Origin of the sequence: Streptomyces sp. NPDC046887 (assembly GCF_040644755.1) — a bacterium.
Classification (GTDB): Bacteria; Actinomycetota; Actinomycetes; order Streptomycetales; family Streptomycetaceae; genus Streptomyces; species Streptomyces lichenis.
The window spans coordinates 21,722-42,474 of record NZ_JBEYXH010000050.1 but is presented as its reverse complement, the minus strand read 5'-3'; the positions used below and the strand labels follow the sequence as shown (position 1 = coordinate 42,474).

16 protein-coding genes and 1 rRNA gene are annotated in these 20,753 nt (G+C 74.7%); 12 read left to right on the top strand and 5 right to left on the bottom strand.

From position 1 onward, the window contains the following. The 3 genes from rrf to ABZ945_RS30515 all read left to right on the top strand — a co-directional run. A 5S ribosomal RNA gene (rrf, locus tag ABZ945_RS30525) occupies positions 1-88 on the top strand; the annotation flags it as partial. A gap of 273 nt (positions 89-361) precedes the next feature. Further along, the gene (locus tag ABZ945_RS30520) at positions 362-1,633 is read left to right on the top strand and encodes a hypothetical protein (RefSeq protein ID WP_361276140.1); all 1,272 of its coding nucleotides are present in this window, start codon (positions 362-364) and stop codon (positions 1,631-1,633) included. Further along, a complete protein-coding gene (locus ABZ945_RS30515; protein WP_361276137.1) occupies positions 1,615-2,505 on the top strand; it encodes a hypothetical protein in 891 nt (296 codons plus the stop codon). Before ABZ945_RS30520 ends, ABZ945_RS30515 begins: the two co-directional genes overlap by 19 nt. Positions 2,506-2,581: 76 nt before the next feature. Here the strand turns inward: ABZ945_RS30515 and ABZ945_RS30510 are convergent, their stop codons facing one another. Then, positions 2,582-3,880: a DUF1015 domain-containing protein gene (locus tag ABZ945_RS30510; protein WP_361276135.1), complete on the bottom strand. Its 1,299-nt coding sequence runs from the start codon at positions 3,878-3,880 to the stop codon at positions 2,582-2,584. Positions 3,881-4,053: 173 nt separating this feature from the next. Between ABZ945_RS30510 and ABZ945_RS30505 the strand changes: the two genes are divergently transcribed. The 4 genes from ABZ945_RS30505 (at position 4,054) to ABZ945_RS30490 (ending at position 8,328) form a co-directional block, all read left to right on the top strand. Next, positions 4,054-5,040, top strand: coding sequence for an HAD-IIA family hydrolase (locus tag ABZ945_RS30505; protein WP_361276133.1), 987 nt, complete (start codon positions 4,054-4,056; stop codon positions 5,038-5,040). Positions 5,041-5,189: 149 nt separating this feature from the next. Beyond that, on the top strand, positions 5,190-6,242 hold the full coding sequence (locus ABZ945_RS30500; protein ID WP_361276152.1) for an iron chelate uptake ABC transporter family permease subunit: 1,053 nt from the start codon (positions 5,190-5,192) through the stop codon (positions 6,240-6,242). After that, positions 6,242-7,282, top strand: coding sequence for an iron chelate uptake ABC transporter family permease subunit (locus tag ABZ945_RS30495; RefSeq protein WP_361276150.1), 1,041 nt, complete (start codon positions 6,242-6,244; stop codon positions 7,280-7,282). The genes ABZ945_RS30500 and ABZ945_RS30495 overlap by 1 nt, the downstream gene beginning before the upstream one ends. Positions 7,283-7,365: 83 nt before the next feature. Further along, positions 7,366-8,328 (top strand): ABC transporter ATP-binding protein, encoded by a 963-nt coding sequence (locus ABZ945_RS30490; RefSeq protein WP_361276130.1) that lies wholly within the window; start codon positions 7,366-7,368, stop codon positions 8,326-8,328. Positions 8,329-8,444: 116 nt separating this feature from the next. Here the strand turns inward: ABZ945_RS30490 and ABZ945_RS30485 are convergent, their stop codons facing one another. After that, a complete protein-coding gene (locus tag ABZ945_RS30485; protein ID WP_248637059.1) occupies positions 8,445-8,792 on the bottom strand; it encodes an SCP2 sterol-binding domain-containing protein in 348 nt (115 codons plus the stop codon). Positions 8,793-9,358: 566 nt separating this feature from the next. Here ABZ945_RS30485 and ABZ945_RS30480 point away from each other — a divergent pair. From ABZ945_RS30480 to ABZ945_RS30460, 5 genes are all read left to right on the top strand, one after another. Then, on the top strand, positions 9,359-9,796 hold the full coding sequence (locus ABZ945_RS30480) for a hypothetical protein (RefSeq protein ID WP_361276128.1): 438 nt from the start codon (positions 9,359-9,361) through the stop codon (positions 9,794-9,796). Between the two features lie 7 nt (positions 9,797-9,803). Next, on the top strand, positions 9,804-10,619 hold the full coding sequence (locus ABZ945_RS30475; protein WP_361276126.1) for a TlyA family RNA methyltransferase: 816 nt from the start codon (positions 9,804-9,806) through the stop codon (positions 10,617-10,619). 20 nt (positions 10,620-10,639) lie between these two features. Further along, positions 10,640-11,578 carry an NAD kinase gene (locus ABZ945_RS30470; protein WP_361276122.1) on the top strand — a complete coding sequence of 313 codons (939 nt, stop codon included), beginning with the start codon at positions 10,640-10,642 and terminating at the stop codon, positions 11,576-11,578. A gap of 309 nt (positions 11,579-11,887) precedes the next feature. Then, positions 11,888-13,615, top strand: coding sequence for a DNA repair protein RecN (recN, locus tag ABZ945_RS30465; RefSeq protein WP_361276147.1), 1,728 nt, complete (start codon positions 11,888-11,890; stop codon positions 13,613-13,615). 844 nt (positions 13,616-14,459) lie between these two features. Continuing rightward, positions 14,460-15,542: a glycosyltransferase family 4 protein gene (locus tag ABZ945_RS30460; RefSeq protein WP_361276119.1), complete on the top strand. Its 1,083-nt coding sequence runs from the start codon at positions 14,460-14,462 to the stop codon at positions 15,540-15,542. Between the two features lie 109 nt (positions 15,543-15,651). On the opposite strand, the gene ABZ945_RS30455 is transcribed toward ABZ945_RS30460, so the two are convergent. From ABZ945_RS30455 to ABZ945_RS30445, 3 genes are all read right to left on the bottom strand, one after another. Beyond that, positions 15,652-16,527 (bottom strand): alpha/beta hydrolase, encoded by an 876-nt coding sequence (locus ABZ945_RS30455; RefSeq protein ID WP_361276116.1) that lies wholly within the window; start codon positions 16,525-16,527, stop codon positions 15,652-15,654. A gap of 80 nt (positions 16,528-16,607) precedes the next feature. Then, the gene (locus ABZ945_RS30450; protein ID WP_361276144.1) at positions 16,608-18,242 is read right to left on the bottom strand and encodes a PucR family transcriptional regulator; all 1,635 of its coding nucleotides are present in this window, start codon (positions 18,240-18,242) and stop codon (positions 16,608-16,610) included. A gap of 230 nt (positions 18,243-18,472) precedes the next feature. Continuing rightward, the gene (locus ABZ945_RS30445) at positions 18,473-20,278 is read right to left on the bottom strand and encodes a glycoside hydrolase family 15 protein (protein WP_361276113.1); all 1,806 of its coding nucleotides are present in this window, start codon (positions 20,276-20,278) and stop codon (positions 18,473-18,475) included. Between the last annotated feature and the right edge of the window lie 475 nt (positions 20,279-20,753).

The window sequence follows — 20,753 nt, the reverse complement described above, 5'->3', positions numbered from 1 at the left end:
CGGTTACATTTCGAACCCGGAAGCTAAGCCTTTCAGCGCCGATGGTACTGCAGGGGGGACCCTGTGGGAGAGTAGGACACCGCCGAACAATCTTTCAAGGACCCTTGGTCCCAGCGTTCATGCTGGGACCAAGGGTCCTTTTGTTTTTCCCGAATTGCCGGTGTCGTGAGTGAGCCGGCGCTGAAGCAACTCTCATGGCGCGTCGGTTCGCCGACTGCGCGAGAATGAATGAGTTAGACCCCGAAGACAGGAGCCATCTCAATGTCCACCAACTCCTCCGACGACCGTCCGGAGCGCGAGCCGCGTCGTAGGGACGGTGGCGAGCGGGGCGGTTTCCGGCGGGACGACCGCGGGCCGCGCCGTGACGACAACCGTCGTGACGACAACCGCGGAGGCGGCGGTTACGGTCGCCGCGACGACCGTCCGTCCTTCCGTCGTGATGACCGCGATAGGGACCGTGACCGTGATGGCGGCGGCCGTGGATCCCGCGGCGGCGACGACCGCGGCGGTTACGGTCGCCGGGACGATCGCGACCGTGGTGGTCGCTTCGGTGGCGGCGGTGGTGGTGGCTTCCGCCGCGACGACCGCCCCCGTGATGACCGGCGTGATGACCGGCGTGACGATCGCCGGGATGACCGCCGTGATGGGCGAGGCGACGATCGGGGCGGCTTCCGCCGGGAGCCGCGTCGGGATGAGCGGCCCTATGAGCGTCGTGATGACCGCGGGCGTGATGACCGCCGTGATGACCGGCGGGATGACCGGGACCGCGGTGGGTTCCGCCGTGATGACAGCCGGAGTGGTGGCGGTGGCTTCCGTCGTGATGACAGCCGGGGCGGTGGCGGCGGGTTCCGTCGTGACGACAACCGCGGCGGTGGCGGCGGGTTCCGGCGGGATGACAACCGGGGCGGTGGCGGGTTCCGTCGCGATGACAACCGGGGCGGTGGCGGGTTCCGCCGGGACGACAACCGGAGTGGTGGCGGCGGTTTCCGTCGGGACGACAACCAGGGTGGCGGCGGTGGCTTCCGGCGTGACGAGCGCCGGGATGACCGCCGCGACGACCGTGGTGGCTTCCGTCGGGATGACCGGCCGTACGAGCGCCGGGACGACCGCCGGGACGACCGTCGGGACGACCGGCGGGATGACCGTCCGGGGTTCCGTCGTGATGACCGGGACCGTGGCGGCTTCCGCCGTGACGACAACCGCGGCGGTGGCGGCGGGTTCCGGCGCGGAGGCGAGCGGCCTTCGTTCCCCCGGGACGACCGGGCCCCGCGCAGGGACGACCGCCGGGATGAGCGTCCCCGTGACGACCGCCGGGATGACCGTTCGTTCGAGCGGCGCGACGACCGTCGTGACGACCGGCGGGGCGGCTTCCCGCGGGACGACCGGATGCAGCGGCGTGACGACCGCGACCGCGGTGGCTACCGGGGCCGGGACGACCGTCCGCGTGGGCCGCGTCGGGATGACCGGCGTGACGACCGGGGTGGCGGCTTCCGCCGGGACGACAACCGGGGCGGTGGCGGCGGCTTCCGCCGGGACGACCGCGACCGGGACCGGGAGCCGATCAGGCGGCTGCCCATCCCCGAGGACGTCACCGGGAACGAGATCGACCAGGATGTGCGGCAGGAGCTGCTGAGCCTGCCCAAGACATTGGCCGAGGACGTGGCGAGGAACCTCGTCATGGTGGCCCGGCTCATCGACGAGGACCCCGAGCAGGCGTACGCGTACTCGCGGATCGCGCTGCGGCTCGCCTCGCGCGTGGCCGCCGTGCGGGAGGCGGCCGGCTTCGCCGCGTACGCGACGCAGAAGTACTCCGAGGCGCTGGCCGAGTTCCGGGCGGCCCGCCGGATGACCGGCAGCGTCGAGCTGTGGCCGGTGATGGCCGACTGCGAGCGCGGTCTCGGCCGACCCGAGCGGGCGCTGGCGATGGCCGGCGAGCCCGAGGTGCAGAAGCTGGACAAGGCCGGCCAGGTCGAGATGCGGCTGGTCGCCGCCGGTGCCCGCCGGGACATGGGGCAGCTGGACGCCGCCATCGTGACCCTGCAGAGCCCGGAGCTGGCCTCCCACTCGGTCCAGTCCTGGACGGCGCGGCTGCGGTACGCGTACGCCGACGCGCTGCTGGAGGCGGACCGCGAGAGCGAGGCGCGCGAGTGGTTCGCCAAGGCGCTGGAGGCGGACAAGGACGGCTCGACCAACGCCTCCGACCGGCTGGCCGAGCTGGACGGTGTCGAGTTCCTGGACGCCGAGGACCAGAACGCCGCGGATGAGGACGTGACGGCGGATGAGGACGTGACGGACGAGGACGTCGCGGACGAGGACGCGGAGGACGGTGCCGACGACCGGGAGGCGCTGGAGGCGGCGGAGAGCGGCGCCGGGGACTCCGACGCGGTGGCTGCCGACGGCGAGCGGGTCGAAGAGCCGGACGTGGAGCAGGTCGAAGAGCAGGATGAGGATCGGCGGGACGAGGACGGCGCGGTGACCGGGACCGACCGGGCCGACCGTGACTGATCGGGCTGACCACCGGGAGTGATCTCGGGTCCGGAGTGTGAGGGGAGGGGCGGTGCCTGCGGGCGCCGCCCCTTTCTCATGCGGTGTCGAGGCTGCGCAGGACCAGGCCGGTGGCCGGCTTGGGGCCGAACGAGGTCGACTTGCGGGGCATCGTGACACCCTGGCGGGCCAGGTCGCGCACGACCTCCTCGCGTACCGGATGCATCAGCACGGCCGTACCGCCGCGCCGTTCGGCCTGTTCCACCGCGGCGGCCGCGTCGTGGATATAGGTGATGTCCTCGGGGGTGTCCGGGATCTTCCAGATGTGCTCCAGCAGCGTGGCGTGGAGCACGGTGGCGTCCAGGGCGCGCCAGGCCGGCGGGTACTCCTGCGGGACGGTGCGGGTCAGCAGTCCGGGGGCGGGGCGGTCCAGGAGGTGGAAGCGGTCGGCGCCGCCGGCGAGGAGATAGGCGTTGCCCGGTGCGGCGGCCTCGGCCAGGGCGTCCAGCGCGGCCGGGAGCGGGGCGTCGACCGTCCGGACGCGGAAGGCCCCGTCCAGGGCGGGGGCGGTCAGCGCGTCCAGGGCGTCGTCGAGGGGCAGCCGGTTCAGCAGGCGGTGGATGGCGCGGACCCGGAGGGGGTAGCGGGCGGTGTCGATGAGGAGCACCAGGCCGTAGTCCCAGGGGCTGGGGGAGGGGTGCTCGGCGCGCAGCCGGAGGTAGGTCGCCCAGCGATGGTGGCCGTCGGCGATGAGCGCCTGGTGGCGGGCCAGGTCGGTGGCGACCTCGGTGAGCTGGGCGGGGTCGGTGACCGCCCACAGGCGGTGGTCGATGCCGTCCTCGGTGGTGGTGGCGAGCAGCGGGGCGCCCCGTACCGTGCGTTCGATGACGGCGGTCGCGCCGGTGTCGGCGCCGTCGCCGCGGTAGGTGAGCAGCAGCGGGTCGAGGTTGGCGGCGGTGGTGCGCATCAGGGCGGCGCGGTCCTCGACGATCGGGGCCATCACGTCCTCGTGCGGCAGGACGACGCCCTCTTCGGGAGGGGTGAGGGCGAGCGCCCCGATGAGGCCGCGTTGCAGCAGCTCGCCGTCGCGCTGCTCGTATACATAGAGCGCGGGTCGGTCGTCGGGGGCGAGCACGCCTTCGGCGATCCAGTCGCGCAGGGTGGAGGCGGCCTGGCGGTGGCGGGCCTCGGGGGTGGCGGCCTGCGGGAGGATCAGCCGGACGATGTTGTGGGGGTCGGCGGACTGGAGATGGTGGACACCGTCGGGCCGTACGACGACGTCGTACGGGGGTGAGGTCACCGCGGCCAGGCTGCCGACCCGTTCCGGGACGTAGCGCAGTCCGCGGAAAGGCTTCAGGTTGAGCCCGCCGTTCGCCGCAAGACCTGTGGTGTTCATCCCTGCATCGTATGTGCGTGCGGGGTATGCGTGATGATCGGGGGGAGAGCATGCGGATGCGAGGAGTGACGGTTGTGACGGATGCGGCGAATGCGGCGGACGCGGCGGAAGTGAGGGGCCAGGATCGTGCGGGGCGGCGGGAGGCTCACCGGCCGCGGGGGAGCGCCACCGCGTTGAGCGAGACGTATGACACCGCGCTGCTGGATCTGGACGGGGTGGTGTACGCCGGCGGGGAGGCCATCGCGCACGCGGTGGACGCGCTGGCGGCCGCCCGGGACGGCGGGATGCACCTGGCGTATGTCACCAACAACGCGCTGCGGACGCCGGACGCGGTCGCCGGGCATCTGACGGAGCTGGGGGTGCCGGCCGCCGCCGATGATGTGATCACCTCGGCGCAGGCGGTGGCCCGGCTGGTCGCGGAGCAGGTGCCGGCCGGGGCGCGGGTGCTGGTGATCGGCGGCGAGGGGCTGCGGGTGGCACTGCGGGAGCGCGGGCTGACGCCGGTGGACTCGGCGGACGACGATCCGGCGGCGGTGGTGCAGGGGTACGGCGGGCCGGACATGCCGTGGTCGCGGCTGGCGGAAGGTTCGTACGCGGTGGCGCGGGGCGTGCCGTGGTTCGCGTCCAACACCGATCTGACCATTCCCAGCGGCCGGGGCATCGCGCCGGGCAACGGGGCGGCCGTGGAGGTCGTGCGGATCGCCACCGGCAAGGAGCCGCGGGTGGCGGGCAAGCCGCTGCCGCCGATGCACCGGGAGACCATTCTGCGGACCGGGGCGAAGCGGCCGCTGGTGGTGGGGGACCGGCTGGACACGGATATCGAGGGCGCGGTGGCCGGTGGGGTCGACTCGCTGCTGGTGCTGACCGGGGTGACCGACGCGGCCGCGCTGCTGGCGGCCGTACCGAAGCACCGGCCGACCTATGTGGACGCCGATCTGCGCGGGCTGCTGACCGGGCAGCCGGAGGTGACCGGTTCGGCGGACGAGGGGTTCGGCTGCGGGGGCTGGACCGCCCGGGCGGCCGGGGACGCGCTGGAGCTGTCGGGCGACGGGGACCGGCTGGACGGGCTGCGGGCGCTCTGCGCGGCGGCCTGGACGCAGGGCGGCGACGAGGCGTGCGCGCTGGACACGGGGAAGGCGCTGTCCCGGTGGGAGGGGTGACCCTCCTTCGCGCCTGTGCTGGGGTCGGCGCGCCTGTGCTGGGGTCGGCTGGAGGACGTGCTCGGAGGGCGGGCGCTCTGCGGTCCGTAGCGGGGCCCTGCCCCGGCCTTTCGGGCAGGGACAAAAGGTAGGCTAACCTTACCGCCGTGTTGGTCGACAGTCCCTCCAAGCGGAGCGCGGACGCCGCCGACTCCGCGACCCGGCCACGCGGGCGCCACTCGGCGCGCGCGGCCGGGCTCGTGGTGTCCCTGGGCGTCCTGCTGCTGATATGCGTCGCGAGCATCGTGGTGGGCGCCAAACCGGTGCCACTGGCCGATGTGTGGCACGGCCTCTTCCACTACTCCGGCACCGGGAACGACGTCCTCATCCAGGACCTCCGGGTGCCGCGCACCCTGCTCGGACTACTCGTCGGCATCGCGCTGGGACTCTCCGGCGCGGTGATGCAGGCGCTCACCCGCAACCCGCTGGCCGAGCCCGGGCTGATGGGGGTGAACGCCGGTGCCTCCGCGGCCGTGGTCACCGCGATCAGCTTCCTGGGCGTCACCTCGCTGAGCGGCTATGTCTGGTTCGCTCTGCTGGGGGCGGCGGTCGTCTCCGTCGTCGTGTACGTGCTCGGCGGCAGCAGGGCCGCGACCCCGGTACGGCTGGCGCTCGCCGGCACCGCCGCGACGGCCGCGCTGTACGGATACGTCAACGCCGTGCAGCTGCTGGACGCGGTGGCGCTGGACCGGCTGCGCTTCTGGATCGTCGGCTCGCTCTCCCACGCCGATATGACGACCATCCGCAGTGTGGCGCCGTTCCTCGCCGTCGGGGTCGTCCTCGCCTTGCTGATCGCCCGCCCGCTCAACGCCATGGAGATGGGCGACGACACCGCCCGGGCGCTCGGCGCCAACCTCAACCGCACCCGGCTGCTCGGCATGGTCGCGGTGACCCTGCTGTGCGGGGCGGCCACCGCCGCCTGCGGCCCGATCGTCTTCGTCGGACTGATGGTCCCCTATATGGTGCGCGCGCTGACCGGGCCCGACCTGCGCTGGATCCTGCCGTACTCGGCGGTGCTCTCCCCGGTGCTGCTGCTCGGCTCCGATGTGCTCGGCCGGCTGCTGGTGCGCCCCTCCGAGCTCCAGGTCGGTATCGTCACCGCCTTCATCGGGGGACCCGTCTTCATCCACCTCGTACGCCGCAAGAGGATGGCCCAGCTGTGATCACGCGGACCAGCAAAGCACTGCGCACCCCCGGCGGTCTGTCGATCCGCTACCAGCCGAGGGCGACCGGGGCGGTCCTGCTACTGGTCGCCGCGACCGTGGCGGCCGGGATCGTGCTCATCGGCAGCGGGGACTACCCCATCACCCCGGCCGAGGTCGTCGCCACGCTGATGGGCGACGGCACCATGGCCCAGGAGTTCGTCGTCCAGGACCTGCGGCTGCCCCGGGTGCTGGTGGCCGTCCTGGTCGGGGCGTGCCTGGCGCTCGGCGGCGCCGTCTTCCAGTCGATCTCCCGCAACCCGCTGGGCAGCCCCGATGTCATCGGCTTCGGACAGGGCTCCGCCGTCGGGGCGCTCGCGGTGATCGTGCTCTTCCACGGCAGCCAGGCGGCCGTCGCGGGCGGCGCGGTCGTCGGCGGACTGGTCACCGGGGTCGGCATCTATCTGCTCGCCTGGAAGCGCGGGGTGCACGGCTTCCGGCTGGTGCTGGTCGGCATCGGCGTCGCCGCCATGCTGACGGCGGCCACCCACTACATGATCACCAAGGCCGACCTGGTCGACGCCACCCGCGCGGTGCTGTGGATGACCGGCACCCTCGACGGCCGGGACTGGGTGCAGTTCTGGCCGCTGCTCGCCATGTGCGCGGTGCTGATCCCGCTGGTGCTGGCCTTCGGGCGCCCGCTGCGGATGCTGGAGATGGGCGACGACTCGGCGTACGCGCTGGGCGTCCGGGTCGAACGAGTACGGGTGACGCTGATGTGCGCCGCCGTGCTGCTGGTGTCGGCCGCCACCGCCGCCGCCGGGCCGATCGTCTTCGTCTCGCTGAGCGCCCCCCAGCTGGCCCGCCGGCTCACCCGAGCCCCGGGCCCCAACCTGGCGGCCTCCGCCTGTATGGGCGCCGCGCTGCTGCTGGCCGCCGACTGGACCGCCACCAACGCCTTCGGCGACCGCGAGCTGCCGGTAGGGGTGGTCACCAGCGTGGTCGGCGGGGTCTATCTGCTGTGGCTGCTGGTCACCGAACGCCGGGCGGGCCGGATTTGAGCCCCGTTCCTGAGCCCGCCCACGAGAACGCGCCCGCCGCCGGCTCCGCCGCCGCGCACCACGACAACGCCAGGAGCACGACCATGCAGCGCCAGCAGCGTCCAGACCGCAGCTCCGCCGACCAAGGCGGCCGGCAGCGGCTCAGCGCCGAGTCGGTGACCCTCGCCTACGAGCAGCGGGTCATCGCCCGCGACCTTTCGGTCGAGATACCCGACCACTCCTTCACCGTGATCGTCGGCCCCAACGCCTGCGGCAAGTCCACCCTGCTGCGGGCGCTGTCGCGGATGCTGAAGCCCACCGAGGGCCGGGTGCTGCTCGACGGGCAGGCGATCCACTCCATGCCGGCGAAGAAGGTCGCCAGGACCCTCGGGCTGCTGCCGCAGTCCTCGATCGCGCCGGACGGCATCACCGTCGCCGACCTGGTCGCCCGGGGCCGCTACCCGCACCAGAGCCTGCTGCGCCAGTGGTCGCCGGAGGACGAGGCGATCGTGCAGGAGTCGATGGAGGCCACCGGGGTCGCCGAACTGGGGGAGCGGTACGTCGACGAGCTGTCCGGGGGCCAGCGCCAGCGGGTCTGGATCGCCATGGCCCTGGCCCAGCAGACACCGCTGCTGCTGCTGGACGAGCCGACCACCTACCTCGACATCCAGCACCAGATCGATGTGCTCGACCTCTGCGCCGAACTGCACGAGCAGCAGGGCCGCACCCTGGTCGCCGTGCTGCACGACCTCAACCACGCGGCCCGGTACGCCACCCATCTGATCGCCGTACGCGGCGGGGAGATCGTCGCCGAGGGGCCGCCGAGCGAGGTGGTCACCGCGGAACTCGTGGAACGGGTCTTCGGACTGCGCTGCCAGGTGATCGAGGACCCGGAGACCGGCACCCCGCTGGTGGTGCCCGCCGCCCGCCAGGCCCGCGCCGCCGATCGCGCCTCGGCCGCGGCCCGCGCCGCCCGGATCGGCGACATCGGCGGCACTGGCGACATCGGGGGCACCGGGGGTACCGAACGGCCGGAGGCCGGTACCGGGGTGGCGCTGAAGAAGTGAGGCGGCGCGGCGGCGGGCGTGCTGCCGTGAGCCCGGCGGATCCGCCACCCGGCGGCAGCGGGACTGCTCCCCGGTGGGGCCGACGCTGCCCCAAGGGGCGGGGCCCCTTGGGGGTGTTAGAGCAGTGAGCGCAGTCGCAGCAGGTCGCGGAAGCCGGCCTCCAGCCTGACCCGGCCGGAACCCCAGGCGCGGGCGAAGTGGAGCTGCCCGTCGACCAGGGCCACCAGGTCGTCACCCGTCATGGCGAGCCGGATCTCCGCCTTCGCGGGCGGTGGTCCGGCCACCCGGTCCTCGACCAGGATCCGGCCGTTCACCAGACGGCCGGTGAAGGTGGTGTCCAGGTCGGTGAGGTGGCAGCTGAGCGTGCGGTCCATCGCGGCCGCGGAGCGCACCTCGCCATCCGCGCGCCGCAGCGAGTCGGAGAGCTTGTCCAGTGCGCTGCGGCACTCCTCGATCGTGGCCATCGGACCGACGGTACCGCAGGGCCACGCGGTAGCGTCGGGGCATGGAGGACGATCTGACGCCCCGGCCCGCCCCGGCCCAGGCCACCGGGGAGCGGCCCGTATGGCGCGAAGGGCCTGCCGGGCCCGAGGAGTCCATGGCGGCCGGGGAGGCCGAGGCGGCCGTGGAGCGGCTCGTAGGACGCCCGGCGGAGCCCGCCCCCTGGCCCCCGGCGCCTGAGGAAGGACCGGTGGCCTTCGGGGGACTCGGGGAAGGGCTGGTGGCGCCCGGGGCCGGGCCTGCGGCGCCCGAGGCCGGGCCCGAGGGGCGCGCGGAGGAGCTTGTGCCGTCGGCGGCGGAGTCCGCTGGGTCCGCCGGGTCCGCCGGGTCCGCCGGGCCCGTGGCGGCGGGGGAGGGGCCTGCGGGACGCCCGGCGGAGCCTGCCCCCCGGCTCCTGGCACCCGGGGCTGGGCCTGCGGCGCCCGGGGCCGGGTCCGAGGGGCGCGCGGAGGAGCTTGTGCCGTCGGCCGTGGAGCCCGCCGGGTCCGCTGGGCCCATGGCGGCCGGGGAGCGGCCCACGGGAACTGGCGTGTCCGGCGTGTCCGGCGAGCCCATGGCGGCCGGGGAGCGGCCTGCGGGAGCCGCCGAGCCCATGGTGGCGGGGGAGTGGCCCGCCGGAGCCGCCGAGTCCGCCGAGTCCGTGGAGTCCGTGGAGTCCGTGGAGACTGACGGGCCCGCGGTGCTCGGGGAGGGGGCCGGGGGCGGCGCGGAGGCCCTGGTGCCCGCTGCGGCCGCGCCGCTCGGGGTGGGGCGGACGCCTACCGGCCACCCCGCGGTGGACTCGGCCCTGGAGCGGCTGGCGGACGCCGACCACCTCCCCGCCGATGGGCATCTGGAGGTGTACGAGGATGTACACCGGGAACTGCGGGAAGCGCTCGCCGCGCTGGACGCCCGTCCGCCCGCGCCCCCGGCGCCGTCCGCACCGACCGGACCGCCGTCCTCTTCTTCGTACGACCACAGGAGCTGAACCGAACGTGGCAGGAGTGGCACGCCGCCGTCTCGACGCCGAGCTGGTACGCCGGAAGCTCGCCCGCTCGCGGGAGCACGCGGGCCAGCTCATCGCGGCCGGGCGGGTGACCGTCGGCGGTGCCGTCGCCGCCAAGTCCGCCACCCAGGTCGAGACCGCCGCCGCCATCGTCGTGGCGACCGACGACGCCGACCCCGACTACGTCTCCCGGGGCGGGCACAAGCTGGCCGGGGCGCTGGCCGCGTTCGTGCCGCGGGGACTGGTGGTCGAGGGGCGGCGGGCGCTGGACGCCGGGGCCTCCACCGGCGGCTTCACCGATGTGCTGCTGCGCTCCGGGGCCGCTCATGTGGTGGCCGTCGACGTCGGATACGGGCAGCTGGCCTGGTCGTTGCAGAGCGATGAACGCGTCACCGTCAAGGACCGTACGAATGTGCGTGAACTGACCCTCGACGCGATCGGCGGTGCACCGGTGGACCTGGTGGTGGGCGACCTGTCCTTCATCCCGCTCGGTCTGGTGCTGCCGGCGCTGGCCCGGGTGAGCGCCCCGGACGCCGATCTGGTGCTGATGGTGAAGCCGCAGTTCGAGGTGGGCCGGGAACGGCTCGGCAGCGGGGGCGTCGTCCGCAGCCCCGAACTGCGCGCCGAGGCCGTGCGCACCGTCGCCGGCCAGGCCTGGGGACTGGGGCTCGGCGTCCAGGGCGTCACCGCCAGTCCGCTGCCCGGCCCGTCGGGGAACGTGGAGTACTTTCTGTGGGTGCGGGCCGGGGCGCCCGCGCTCGATCCGGCCGATGTGGACCGCGCCGTGGCGGAGGGACCCCGTTGAGCTCGTCCAAAGCATTGTCGATGACCGCCGCACCCGCGCTCACCCCCGAGTCCTCGACCGCACCGCGGACCGTCTTCCTGCTCGCCCACACCGGCCGCCCGGCGGCGGTACGCAGCGCCGAACTGGTCGCGCTGGGACTGCTCCGCAGCGGCCTGGACGTGCGGGTCCTCGCCGCCGAGGCGGCCGACCTGCCGCTGCCCGACACCTCGGCCGTGCAGATCGTGCCCGAGGCCTCCTCCGACGTCCTGGACGGCTGCGAGCTGCTGATCGTGCTCGGCGGTGACGGGACGCTGCTGCGGGGCGCCGAGTTCGCCCGGGCCTCCGGGGTGCCGATGCTCGGGGTCAACCTGGGCCGGGTCGGCTTCCTCGCCGAGGCCGAGCGGGACGATCTGGACCAGGTGGTCGACCGGGTGGTCACCCGCGCCTACGAGGTCGAGGAGCGGATGACCCTCGATGTGACGGTCCACGACGACGGGGACGTCATCCACTCCGACTGGGCGCTCAACGAGGCGGCCGTGCAGAAGGTGTCGCCGGAGCGGATGCTGGAGGTGGTCGTCGCCATCGACGGGCGGCCGGTGACCGGCTTCGGCTGCGACGGGGTGATCTGCGCGACTCCGACCGGCTCCACCGCGTACGCCTTCTCGGCCGGCGGGCCGGTGGTCTGGCCGGAGGTGGAGGCGCTGCTGATGGTGCCGATCGGCGCCCACGCGCTGTTCGCCAAGCCGCTGGTGACCACCCCGGACTCGGTGCTGGCGGTGGAGGTCGAACCGCACACCCCCGACGGGGTGTTGTGGTGCGACGGGCGGCGCACCGCCGAACTGCCCGCGGGCGCGCGGGTGGAGGTGCGCCGGGGGGCCGTGCCCGTACGGCTGGCGCGGCTGCACCACGCCTCCTTCACGGACCGGCTGGTCGCGAAGTTCGCCCTGCCGGTGTCCGGTTGGCGGGGCGCGCCGCACTGAGGCAAGAGCGGAGAGGGCGGACACGGCGGCTGTGAGGGCTGCGGCTGCGGAGACGGCGGATTCGGTGAATTCGGTGGATTCGACGGGGGCTGTGGTGGGGTGATTACTCATGGTGACTAGCTTGCCCGTGGGCGCGGGCGGATTGCCATCTGGCTGCCACCCCTCTTCTCCGGGGGTTGTCCCCCCACTCCGGTGGGTGACAGGCCGTCCCGGCCGGGCGGCCGCGACCTGCCCGTTCGGCGGCGCGCGGCGGGGGCCGTCGCACAGGGGCCCCCGGACCTCGTAAGGTCTTCTCTCGTGTTGGAGGAGATGCGGATACGGTCGCTCGGAGTCATCGACGACGCGGTGGTGGAGCTGTCACCCGGGTTCACCGCGGTGACCGGCGAGACCGGCGCGGGCAAGACCATGGTGGTGACCAGCCTCGGGCTGCTGCTCGGCGGGCGGGCCGACGCCGCGCTGGTACGGATCGGGTCGCCGTCCGCCGTCGTGGAGGGCCGCGTCAGCGTGGCACCCGGCGGGGCGGCCGCCACCCGCGCCGAGGAGGCGGGCGCCGAACTCGACGACGGCGCCCTGCTCATCAGCCGTACCGTCTCCGCCGAGGGCCGCTCCCGGGCCCACCTCGGCGGCCGGTCCGTACCGGTCGGGGTCCTCGCCGAACTCGCCGACGACCTCGTCGCGGTGCACGGCCAGACCGACCAGCAGGGGCTGCTCAAGCCGGCCCGCCAGCGCGGCGCCCTGGACCGGTACGCGGGTGAGGCGGTCGCCGGGCCGCTGGGCCGGTACGCCGGCGCGTACCGCCGGCTGCGGGCGATCGCCGCGCAACTGGACGAGCTGACCACCCGGGCCCGGGAGCGGGCCCAGGAGGCCGATCTGCTGCGCTTCGGGCTCGGCGAGATCGAGGCCGTCGAACCGCGGGCCGGGGAGGACGTCGAACTGGCCGCGGAGGCGGAGCGGCTGGGCCACGCCGAGGCGCTGGCCTCCGCCGCCGCGCTCGCCCACGGGGCGCTCGCCGGGGACGTGGAGGACCCGGAGGGGGTGGACGCCACCACGCTCGTCGCGGGCGCTCAGCGCGCTCTGGAGGCCGTCCGGGCGCACGACCCGGCGCTGGCCGCGCTCGCCGACCGGACGGGCGAGATCTCCATCCTGCTCGCCGATGTCGCGGGCGAGCTCGCCGGGTACGCCGACAACCTGGACGCCGACCCGCTGCGGCTGGCGGCCGTGGAGGAGCGCCGGGCCGCGCTGACCGGGCTCACCCGTAAGTACGGCGGGCAGGGCGACGGGATCGACGCGGTCCTGGTCTGGGCGGAGGAGGGCGCGAACCGGCTCACCGAGCTGGACGGCGACGACGACCGGATCGGCGAGCTGACGGAGGAGCGCGACGTGCTGCGGGCCGAACTGTCGCAGCTTGCCCAGGAGCTCACCGACGCCCGTACGGAGGCCGCCGCGCGGTTCGCCGAAGCGGTCACCACCGAGCTGGCGTCGCTGGCCATGCCGCACGCCCGGGTCTCGTTCGCCATTCGGCAGACCGAGGACCCGGACGGGGTCGAGGTGGGCGGGCGCACGGTGGCGTACGGGCCGCATGGCGCGGACGAGGTGGAGCTGCTGCTCGCCCCGCACCCGGGCGCGCCGCCCCGGCCGATCGCCAAGGGCGCCTCGGGCGGTGAACTGTCGCGGGTGATGCTCGCGGTGGAGGTGGTGTTCGCCGGTACGGACCCGGTGCCGACATATCTCTTCGACGAGGTGGACGCGGGCGTCGGCGGCAAGGCGGCGGTGGAGATCGGCCGCCGGCTCGCCAAGCTGGCCAGGACGGCGCAGGTGGTGGTGGTCACCCATCTGCCGCAGGTGGCGGCCTTCGCCGACCGGCAGCTGCTGGTGGAGAAGACCAACGACGGCTCCGTCACCCGATCGGGTGTCACCGTGCTGGAGGGCGAGGACCGGGTGCGTGAGCTGTCCCGGATGCTCGCCGGGCAGGAGGACTCCGAGACGGCCCGGGCACACGCCGAGGAACTGCTCGCGGCGGCCCGCGCCGACGCGTAGGGCGGCTTGCGCCGCGTGGGGCGGCTTGCGCCGCCGGATGTCGGGGTCACCTGTGCTGGGGACGCCGCCCCGGGGGCAGGGGACGCGCGGGTCGGGCGAGCCCCCGGGTGGGTGTCGGGGCCGCACGGGGGCGGTGTGAACCGCATATGGGGCGAGTCCCGGGGGCTGTCGGTGCCGTGCCGGTCGGGAGCGGCGCGGGGCGTGTGCTCTGAGCGGGGCCGGGGGCTCGGGGGCCAGGTGCCGTTGGCGTCGGTGAAGAGCGGTGTGGGCGGCTCCGAGGCCGCCCTGGTGCGGCCTCGGCCTTGGCCATCGTCGCCGGGGTGCGGCGTGGCCGCTTTGGAGCGTGGCGCCGTACCCGGGGGTGGGGGGGAAGGCCTGGGGCACCGCCGTGCCCGGAGGCGCCAGGGCGTCTTGCGGTGGTGCTGGGTCTGTGGCGGCGGGGGCGCCCTGGGATGGCGCGGGGCTCCGTGGTTGCGGGGGCGTCTCGGTGGGCGCGGCGCCCCGGGTGCCGGGGCGGGGCAGTCGGCGCCCCCGTGGTGGCCGGTGTCTTCCGGTCGACCGGTGGTCGGCTTCGTGGCCGTACCGTGAGGTGACGGCTGGTTGAGCGGCGGGCGTGTCGGCGTGGGGCCATCGTGCCAGGGGGGCGTGGGGGCCGGGTGCCGGGGCGGTACGAGGCGGGGCCCGTGGGGCCGGTCGCCGGGGCGGCACGGGAGAGGGCTCGGGCCGCCGTGGGAAGGGGAGCGTCACTCGTGTGGGTGAAGCATGGTGGCAATTGGGCCGGTTCGGCAACGCGGTCGGCTTCCGGCGGTGACGCGGAGGGCTTCCGCGCTGGCATCCTTGGCGGGTGACACAGCTGCGTACGGTCCAGGTGCTCGGCGGTGGAAGCGCGGGCAGCAGCGCGCATGTCAGATCACTGGCCGCCGGGCTGGTGGCCCGGGGTGTGCGGGTGACCGTGTGCGCACCCGCCGTGCTGGACCGCGAATTCGACTTCCTGGGCGTCGGCGCGGACTTCACCGCCGTGCCGCGCCGCAGCGATCCGCTCACCCTCGCCGCTCTGCGCGCCGCCTGCGCCGACGCGGACGTGGTGCATGCCCACGGGCTGCACGCCGCCCTGCGCGCCGGGCGGGTGCTCGGTACCGCGCCCCGCGCCCCGTTGGTGGTCACCTGGCACGCCTTCGCGCCCGAGAGCGGTGCCCGGGGGCAGTGGCTCCGGTTGCGGGAGCGCCGGGCGGTACGGGACGCCGCGGTGGTGTTCGGCACCTCCTCCGTGATCGTGGACCGGGCCCGGCTGCGCGGCGCCCGGGACGCGCGGCTCGGCGCGGTCACCATCCCCGCCCCACGGCCGGGCACCGAACTCCACTCCGGCAAGGTCAGGGCCGAACTGGGCGCCATGGACCGGGCCCTGGTCGTCGCGGTCGGCGCGCTGGAGCCGCACCACGGGTACGGAACCCTGCTGGACGCCTCACGCCACTGGCTGGACCGCGACCCGCCGCCGCTCGTCGCGGTCGCGGGGGAGGGGCCCGGCCGTGCCGCGCTCCAGCGCCGTATCGACGCCGAGGGCCTGCCGGTCCGGCTGCTCGGGCGGCGCGACGATGTCACCGCGCTGCTCGCCGCGGCGGACGTGGCGGTCCTGCCGAGCCGTTGGGAGGCGCGCCCGCCGCTCGGCCAGGAGGCCCTGCGGCTCGGCGTACCGCTGGTCGCCACGGCCGCCGGCGGGGTGCCCGAACTGGTCGGCGACGCGGCCGAGCTGGTGACCCCCGGGGACGCCCCGGCGCTGGCCGCCGCGGTCACCGCGCTGCTGGACGACCCGGAGCGGCGGGCCGCGCTGGCGGCGGCGGGCCGGGTCCAGGCCGCCGGCTGGCCGACCGAGGACGACACGGTGGCACAGGTGCTGAGCGTCTACGACGAGCTGCGCGCGAGTCGCTGACGCTCCGTCAGGGGGTCCGGTACCGGCCCCGAGGCGGTCGGAGGGCTCCACCCGGGCCCGTCCGGCGGCCCCGAGCGGTCTCAGGGCCTAAGCGGGCGGTCGGACGGCCCTATCCGGGACCGGGCCGTCCGGCGAAGAAGTCGGCCAGGGCGGAGGCGAGCGCCTCCGGTGCCTCCTCGGCCATATGGTGCCCGGAGTCGATGCCATGGCCCCGGACGTCCGGCGCCCACTGCCGCCAGATCCTCAGCGGGTCCCCGTACAGGTCCTCCAGGTCGTCCCGGAGCGACCAGAGGGCCAGTGCCGGGCACCGGATCCGTACCCCGGCGGCCCGGTCGTCCTCCTCGTGCCGTCGGTCGACGGTGAGGCCGGCCCGGTAGTCCTCCAGCATCGCGCGCACCACGTCCGGGTTCCGCACGGCCGCGCGCCACTCGTCGTGGTTCTCCTGGCCCATGGTCCGCGGATCGCCGCGGTACCAGCGGTCCGGGTCGGCGGTGATGACCCGCTCGGGGATCTCCGGCTGGGCGAAGAAGAACCAGTGCCACCACTGGGTGGCGAACGTCGCCGTGATACGGGACAGATGCTCGCTGATCGGCAGGCAGTCGAGCAGCGCCACCCGCGTAACCGCGTCGGGGTGGTCGAGCACGAGACGCAGGGCCACGGCGCCCCCGCGGTCGTGCCCGGCGAGGGCGAACCGCTCGTGCCCGAGGGAGCGCATCACCTCGACCACGTCACCGGCCACGGCCCGCTTGCAGTGGGCGGTGTGGTCGGGGGTGGGCGCCGGGCCGGTGGACCGGCCGTACCCCCGTAGATCGGGGCAGACCACGGTGAAGCCGCGCCGGACGAGGAGCGGGGCGACCCGGTGCCAGGTCGCCGAGGTGCGGGGGTGGCCGTGCAGCAGCACCACGGGCGGCCCCTCCCCACCGTGGCGTACCAGGATCGACGCCCCGTCGACCTGGATTCGCTCGGTCGTGAAGCCCTCGAACAAGGACCGGACCTCCCTCCTTGACGGCCCGCCTCTCCGCCGGCGGCGGAATCCTTCTGCCCCCGGAGGAGCCGAGGACACCGCTACGGGGTGTGGCGGCGGGCGTGGAGGGCGAGGGAGAGGCCGAGGACGGTCTGCGGGTCGTCCAGGTCGGTGCCGAGCAGCTCGCCGATCCGGGCCAGCCGGTTGTAGAGGGTCTGGCGGTTGAGGTGCAGCTCGCGGGCGGTCTCCGCCTTCCGGCCGGCGTGCGCGAGATAGGTCTCCAGGGTGGGCAGGAGAGGCGGGCGGGAGGTGCGGTCGTGGTCGCGCAGCGGGCCGATCGCCCGGTCCACGAAGGCCGCCAGGTCGGGGTGGTCGCGCAGCCGCCACAGCAGCAGGTCGATGTCGAGCCGCCGGGCGTCGAACCACGGCCGCTCCGGGAGCCCCTGGGCCGCCGCCGAGGTCTCCGCGGCGTGCCGCAGCCCCGCCGAGGCCGCCGCCCAGCCGCCGCCCGCGCCCACCACGACCACCGGGGCGGGCGCGCCCAGGCGCTCCAGCCCGGCCCGGGCCGCGCCCGCGCGCAGCGCCGCCGCCACCCGGTCGGCCACCGCGGCCCGTTCGGTGTCCGCGCGCAACCCCAGCAGCAGGAGGACCCGCCCTTCCACCGGCCGTACGCCCAGCAGCACCGGCACCCCCAGGGTGCCCAGCTCCTCCGGCACCGTGCGGGCCAACACCGACCAGTTGCCGGCCGGGGCGCCCTCGGCCACCAGCCGCATCACCACGGGCAGCAGCGGGCCGTCGCCGGGCTTGAAGCCCAGGACCCGGGCCTGGGCCGGGGCCTCCTCGGGCGGGACGCGGCCCTCGGCGAGGTCGGTCAGGAAGTCGCCCCGGCCCCGGGCCGCGAGCTCCTCCTCCTGGCGGGCCTGCATCAGCACCACGGCCAGGATCCCGGCCGTCCGCTCCGCCGCCATCCGGTGCACCGGGGACAGCGCCCCCGACACCGCGAGCAGCACCAGCCGGGCCCGTACCGCCCCGGTCCCGGGGCCGCCGCCGCCCGGTACGTCCACCAGCACCGCCCCGGCCGGCGGCCCCGCCTCCCGGGCCGCCCGCTGGCCGCGCAGCCCCTCCCAGACCTGGAGCGGGTCGGCGGCGGACGTTCCGGTGCCCGTGCCGGCCGCGTAGAGCAGTCCGCCGTCCACGGTCTCCAGGAAGACCGGGTTGGCGGCGAAGTCGGCCAGGATGCGCAGCACCTGCGGCACCCCGCCGCCGCCGAGCAGCGCCTCGGTGCACCGGCGGTGCACGTCCTCGGCCTGCCGCAGCATCGCGTAGTGGCCGTTGACGATCTCGGTGTGCACCTCCTCGGTGACCGAGACGAAGGCGACCTCCCGGTGCAGCTGCACCAGCGGCAGCCCGGCCGCCCGGGCGGTCTCCACGATCACCGAGGGCAGCCGGGAGAAGCGCGGGCCCAGCTCCACCACCAGCGCGGCGATCCCGCGATCCGCCAGCCGGCGGACGAACGCCCGCTGCTCGGCCGGCCGGGTGCCCAGCCCCAGCCCGGTGGTCAGCAGCAGCTCGCCGCCCTTGAGCAGCGAGGCGATGTTGGGCACCTCCCCGGCGTGCACCCAGCGCACCGTGCGGTGCAGCCGGTCCGCCCCGGCCACCACCTCGGGCAGCCCACCGCGCAGCCCGGGCAGCTCCAGCGCCCGCCGTACCGTGATGCCGCCGCCCTGTCCGTCCATGGTGCTCATACGGTCGGACGCTACCCGGCCCGGGCGGGTGGGGGGTATGGCCGCCGTGTCCGGTGCCGGGCCGGTCTTCCGCCGACTCGTCGGGCCCGGTCCGACCGGGTGCGCCGAAGGCCCCGGGCAGGGGGAGGGCCGGTCCGACCGGGTACGGGAGAGGGCCCCGGCGCGGTTGGCGGTCGGGGCCCCTTCCGGGCGGCGTGCCCCGAGGGGCGGGTGCGGGCGGGTCAGCCGCCGTAGGCGCCCGAGGCGGTGAGCCGCAGGGCGGTGTCGATCAGCGGGACGTGGCTGAAGGCCTGCGGGAAGTTGCCCACCTGGCGCTGGTGCTTGCTGTCCCACTCCTCGGCCAGCAGGCCCAGGTCGTTGCGGAGCGCGAGCAGCTTCTCGAACAGCTTGCGGGCCTCGTCGACCCGGCCGATCATCGCCAGGTCGTCCGCCAGCCAGAACGAGCAGGCCAGGAACGCGCCCTCGTCGCCCTCCAGGCCGTCCACGCCCGCGTCCTCGCCCTCGGTGGGGTAGCGCAGGATGAAGCCGTCCTCGGTGGACAGCTCCCGCTGGATCGCCTCGATGGTGCCGATGACCCGCTTGTCGTCCGGCGGCAGGAAGCCCATCTGCGGGATCAGCAGCAGCGAGGCGTCCAGCTCCTTGGAGCCGTACGACTGGGTGAAGGTGTTGCGCTCCGGGTCGTAGCCCTTCTCGCAGACGTCCCGGTGGATGTCGTCGCGCAGCTCGCGCCAGCGCTCCAGCGGGCCGTCCGCGTCACCGGACTCGATCAGCTTGATGGTGCGGTCCACCGCCACCCAGGCCATCACCTTGGAGTGGGTGAAGTGGCGACGCGGGCCGCGCACCTCCCAGATGCCCTCGTCCGGCTCCATCCAGTGGTCCTCCAGGTACCGGATGAGCTTCAGCTGGAGGACGGAGGCATAGTCGTTGCGGGCCAGACCGGTCATATGGGCCAGGTGCAGGGCCTCGGTGACCTCGCCGTAGACGTCCAGCTGGAGCTGGGCCGCGGCGCCGTTGCCGACCCGCACCGGGGTGGAGCCCTCGTACCCCGGAAGCCAGTCCAGCTCCGCCTCTCCGAGCTCCCGCTCGCCGGCGATGCCGTACATGATCTGGAGGTTCTCCGGGTCGCCGGCCACCGCGCGCAGCAGCCACTCGCGCCAGGCGCGGGCCTCCTCGCGGTAGCCGGTGCGCAGGAGGGAGGAGAGGGTGATGGCGGCGTCCCGCAGCCAGGTGTAGCGGTAGTCCCAGTTCCGTACCCCGCCGATCTCCTCCGGCAGGGAGGTGGTCGGCGCGGCGACGATCCCGCCGGTGGGCGCGTAGGTCAGCGCCTTCAGGGTGATCAGGGAGCGGATCACCGCCTCCCGGTACGGGCCGCGGTAGGTGCACTGCTCCACCCAGTCGCGCCAGAACTCGGCGGTCGCCTCCAGGGCGCCCTCCGGGTCCGGCAGATGCGGCGGGTGGTGGTGCGAGGGCTGCCAGCTGATGGTGAACGCGATCCGCTCGCCCGCCGAGACGGTGAAGTCCGAGTAGGTGGTGAGGTCCTTGCCGTGTGTCTCGGCCTCGGTGTCCAGCCAGACCGAGTCCGGCCCGGCGACGGCGACCGTACGGCCGTCCACCTTGTGCACCCAGGGCGTGATCCGCCCGTAGGAGAACCGCATCCGCAGCGCCGAGCGCATCTTCACCCGGCCCTTGACGCCCTCCACGATCCGCACCAGCTGCGGGGCACCGTCACGGGGCGGCATGAAGTCGGTGACCCGTACGGTGCCGCGTCCCGGCTGGTCCCATTCGGACTCCAAGACCAGCGAGTCGCCGGCATAGCGGCGGCGGTCGGCGGTCGGCGGTTCGGCGCCCTCGGCGTGCGCCGGGCCGATCCGCCAGAATCCGTGCTCCTCGGTCCCGAGGAGGCCTGCGAAGACGGCGTGCGAATCGAAGCGGGGCAGGCACAGCCAGTCGACCGTGCCGTTCCGGCAGACCAGGGCGGCGGTCTGCATGTCTCCGATGAGTGCGTAGTCCTCGATGCGCCCGGCCACGTGCAATCTCCAGTCGAACGGCAACGTTCGCCCCGCGGGGCGCTTTCAGGGTTGGGGTCAAGGTCGCCGACGAGCGCGGTGGCAGTCCGCTTCGGGGTGTGCGGATGGTGCCGGTGGGGGTCGTCGCTCGCGGCGGATGTCCGAGCAGGATACGACGATGCCCCGGCCCTCTGTGTGATCGTCCCGATTCCGCTGTCCGGCCGGACGAGTGACCTCCGACACCTTGTGCGAAACCCATCAGCCGGGTGTGTTCGGCCGTGTGCCGGGTGTGTTCGGGAGGGCGCCGGAGGGCTGCCGGAGGGACCGCGGAGCCGTCGTCGGCGGCCGCCCCGGACGCGGCGGCCGGAGCGGGGGCGTCCGGGCGCTGATACCCTGGTAGCCCGTGGACCGGTTGGCGCCGCACCTCACCCGGCGGCCCCCGAACCGCAGCGACGGCACCACCCCCCGGAACCCCTGGGCCGGACGGACGCCGGTA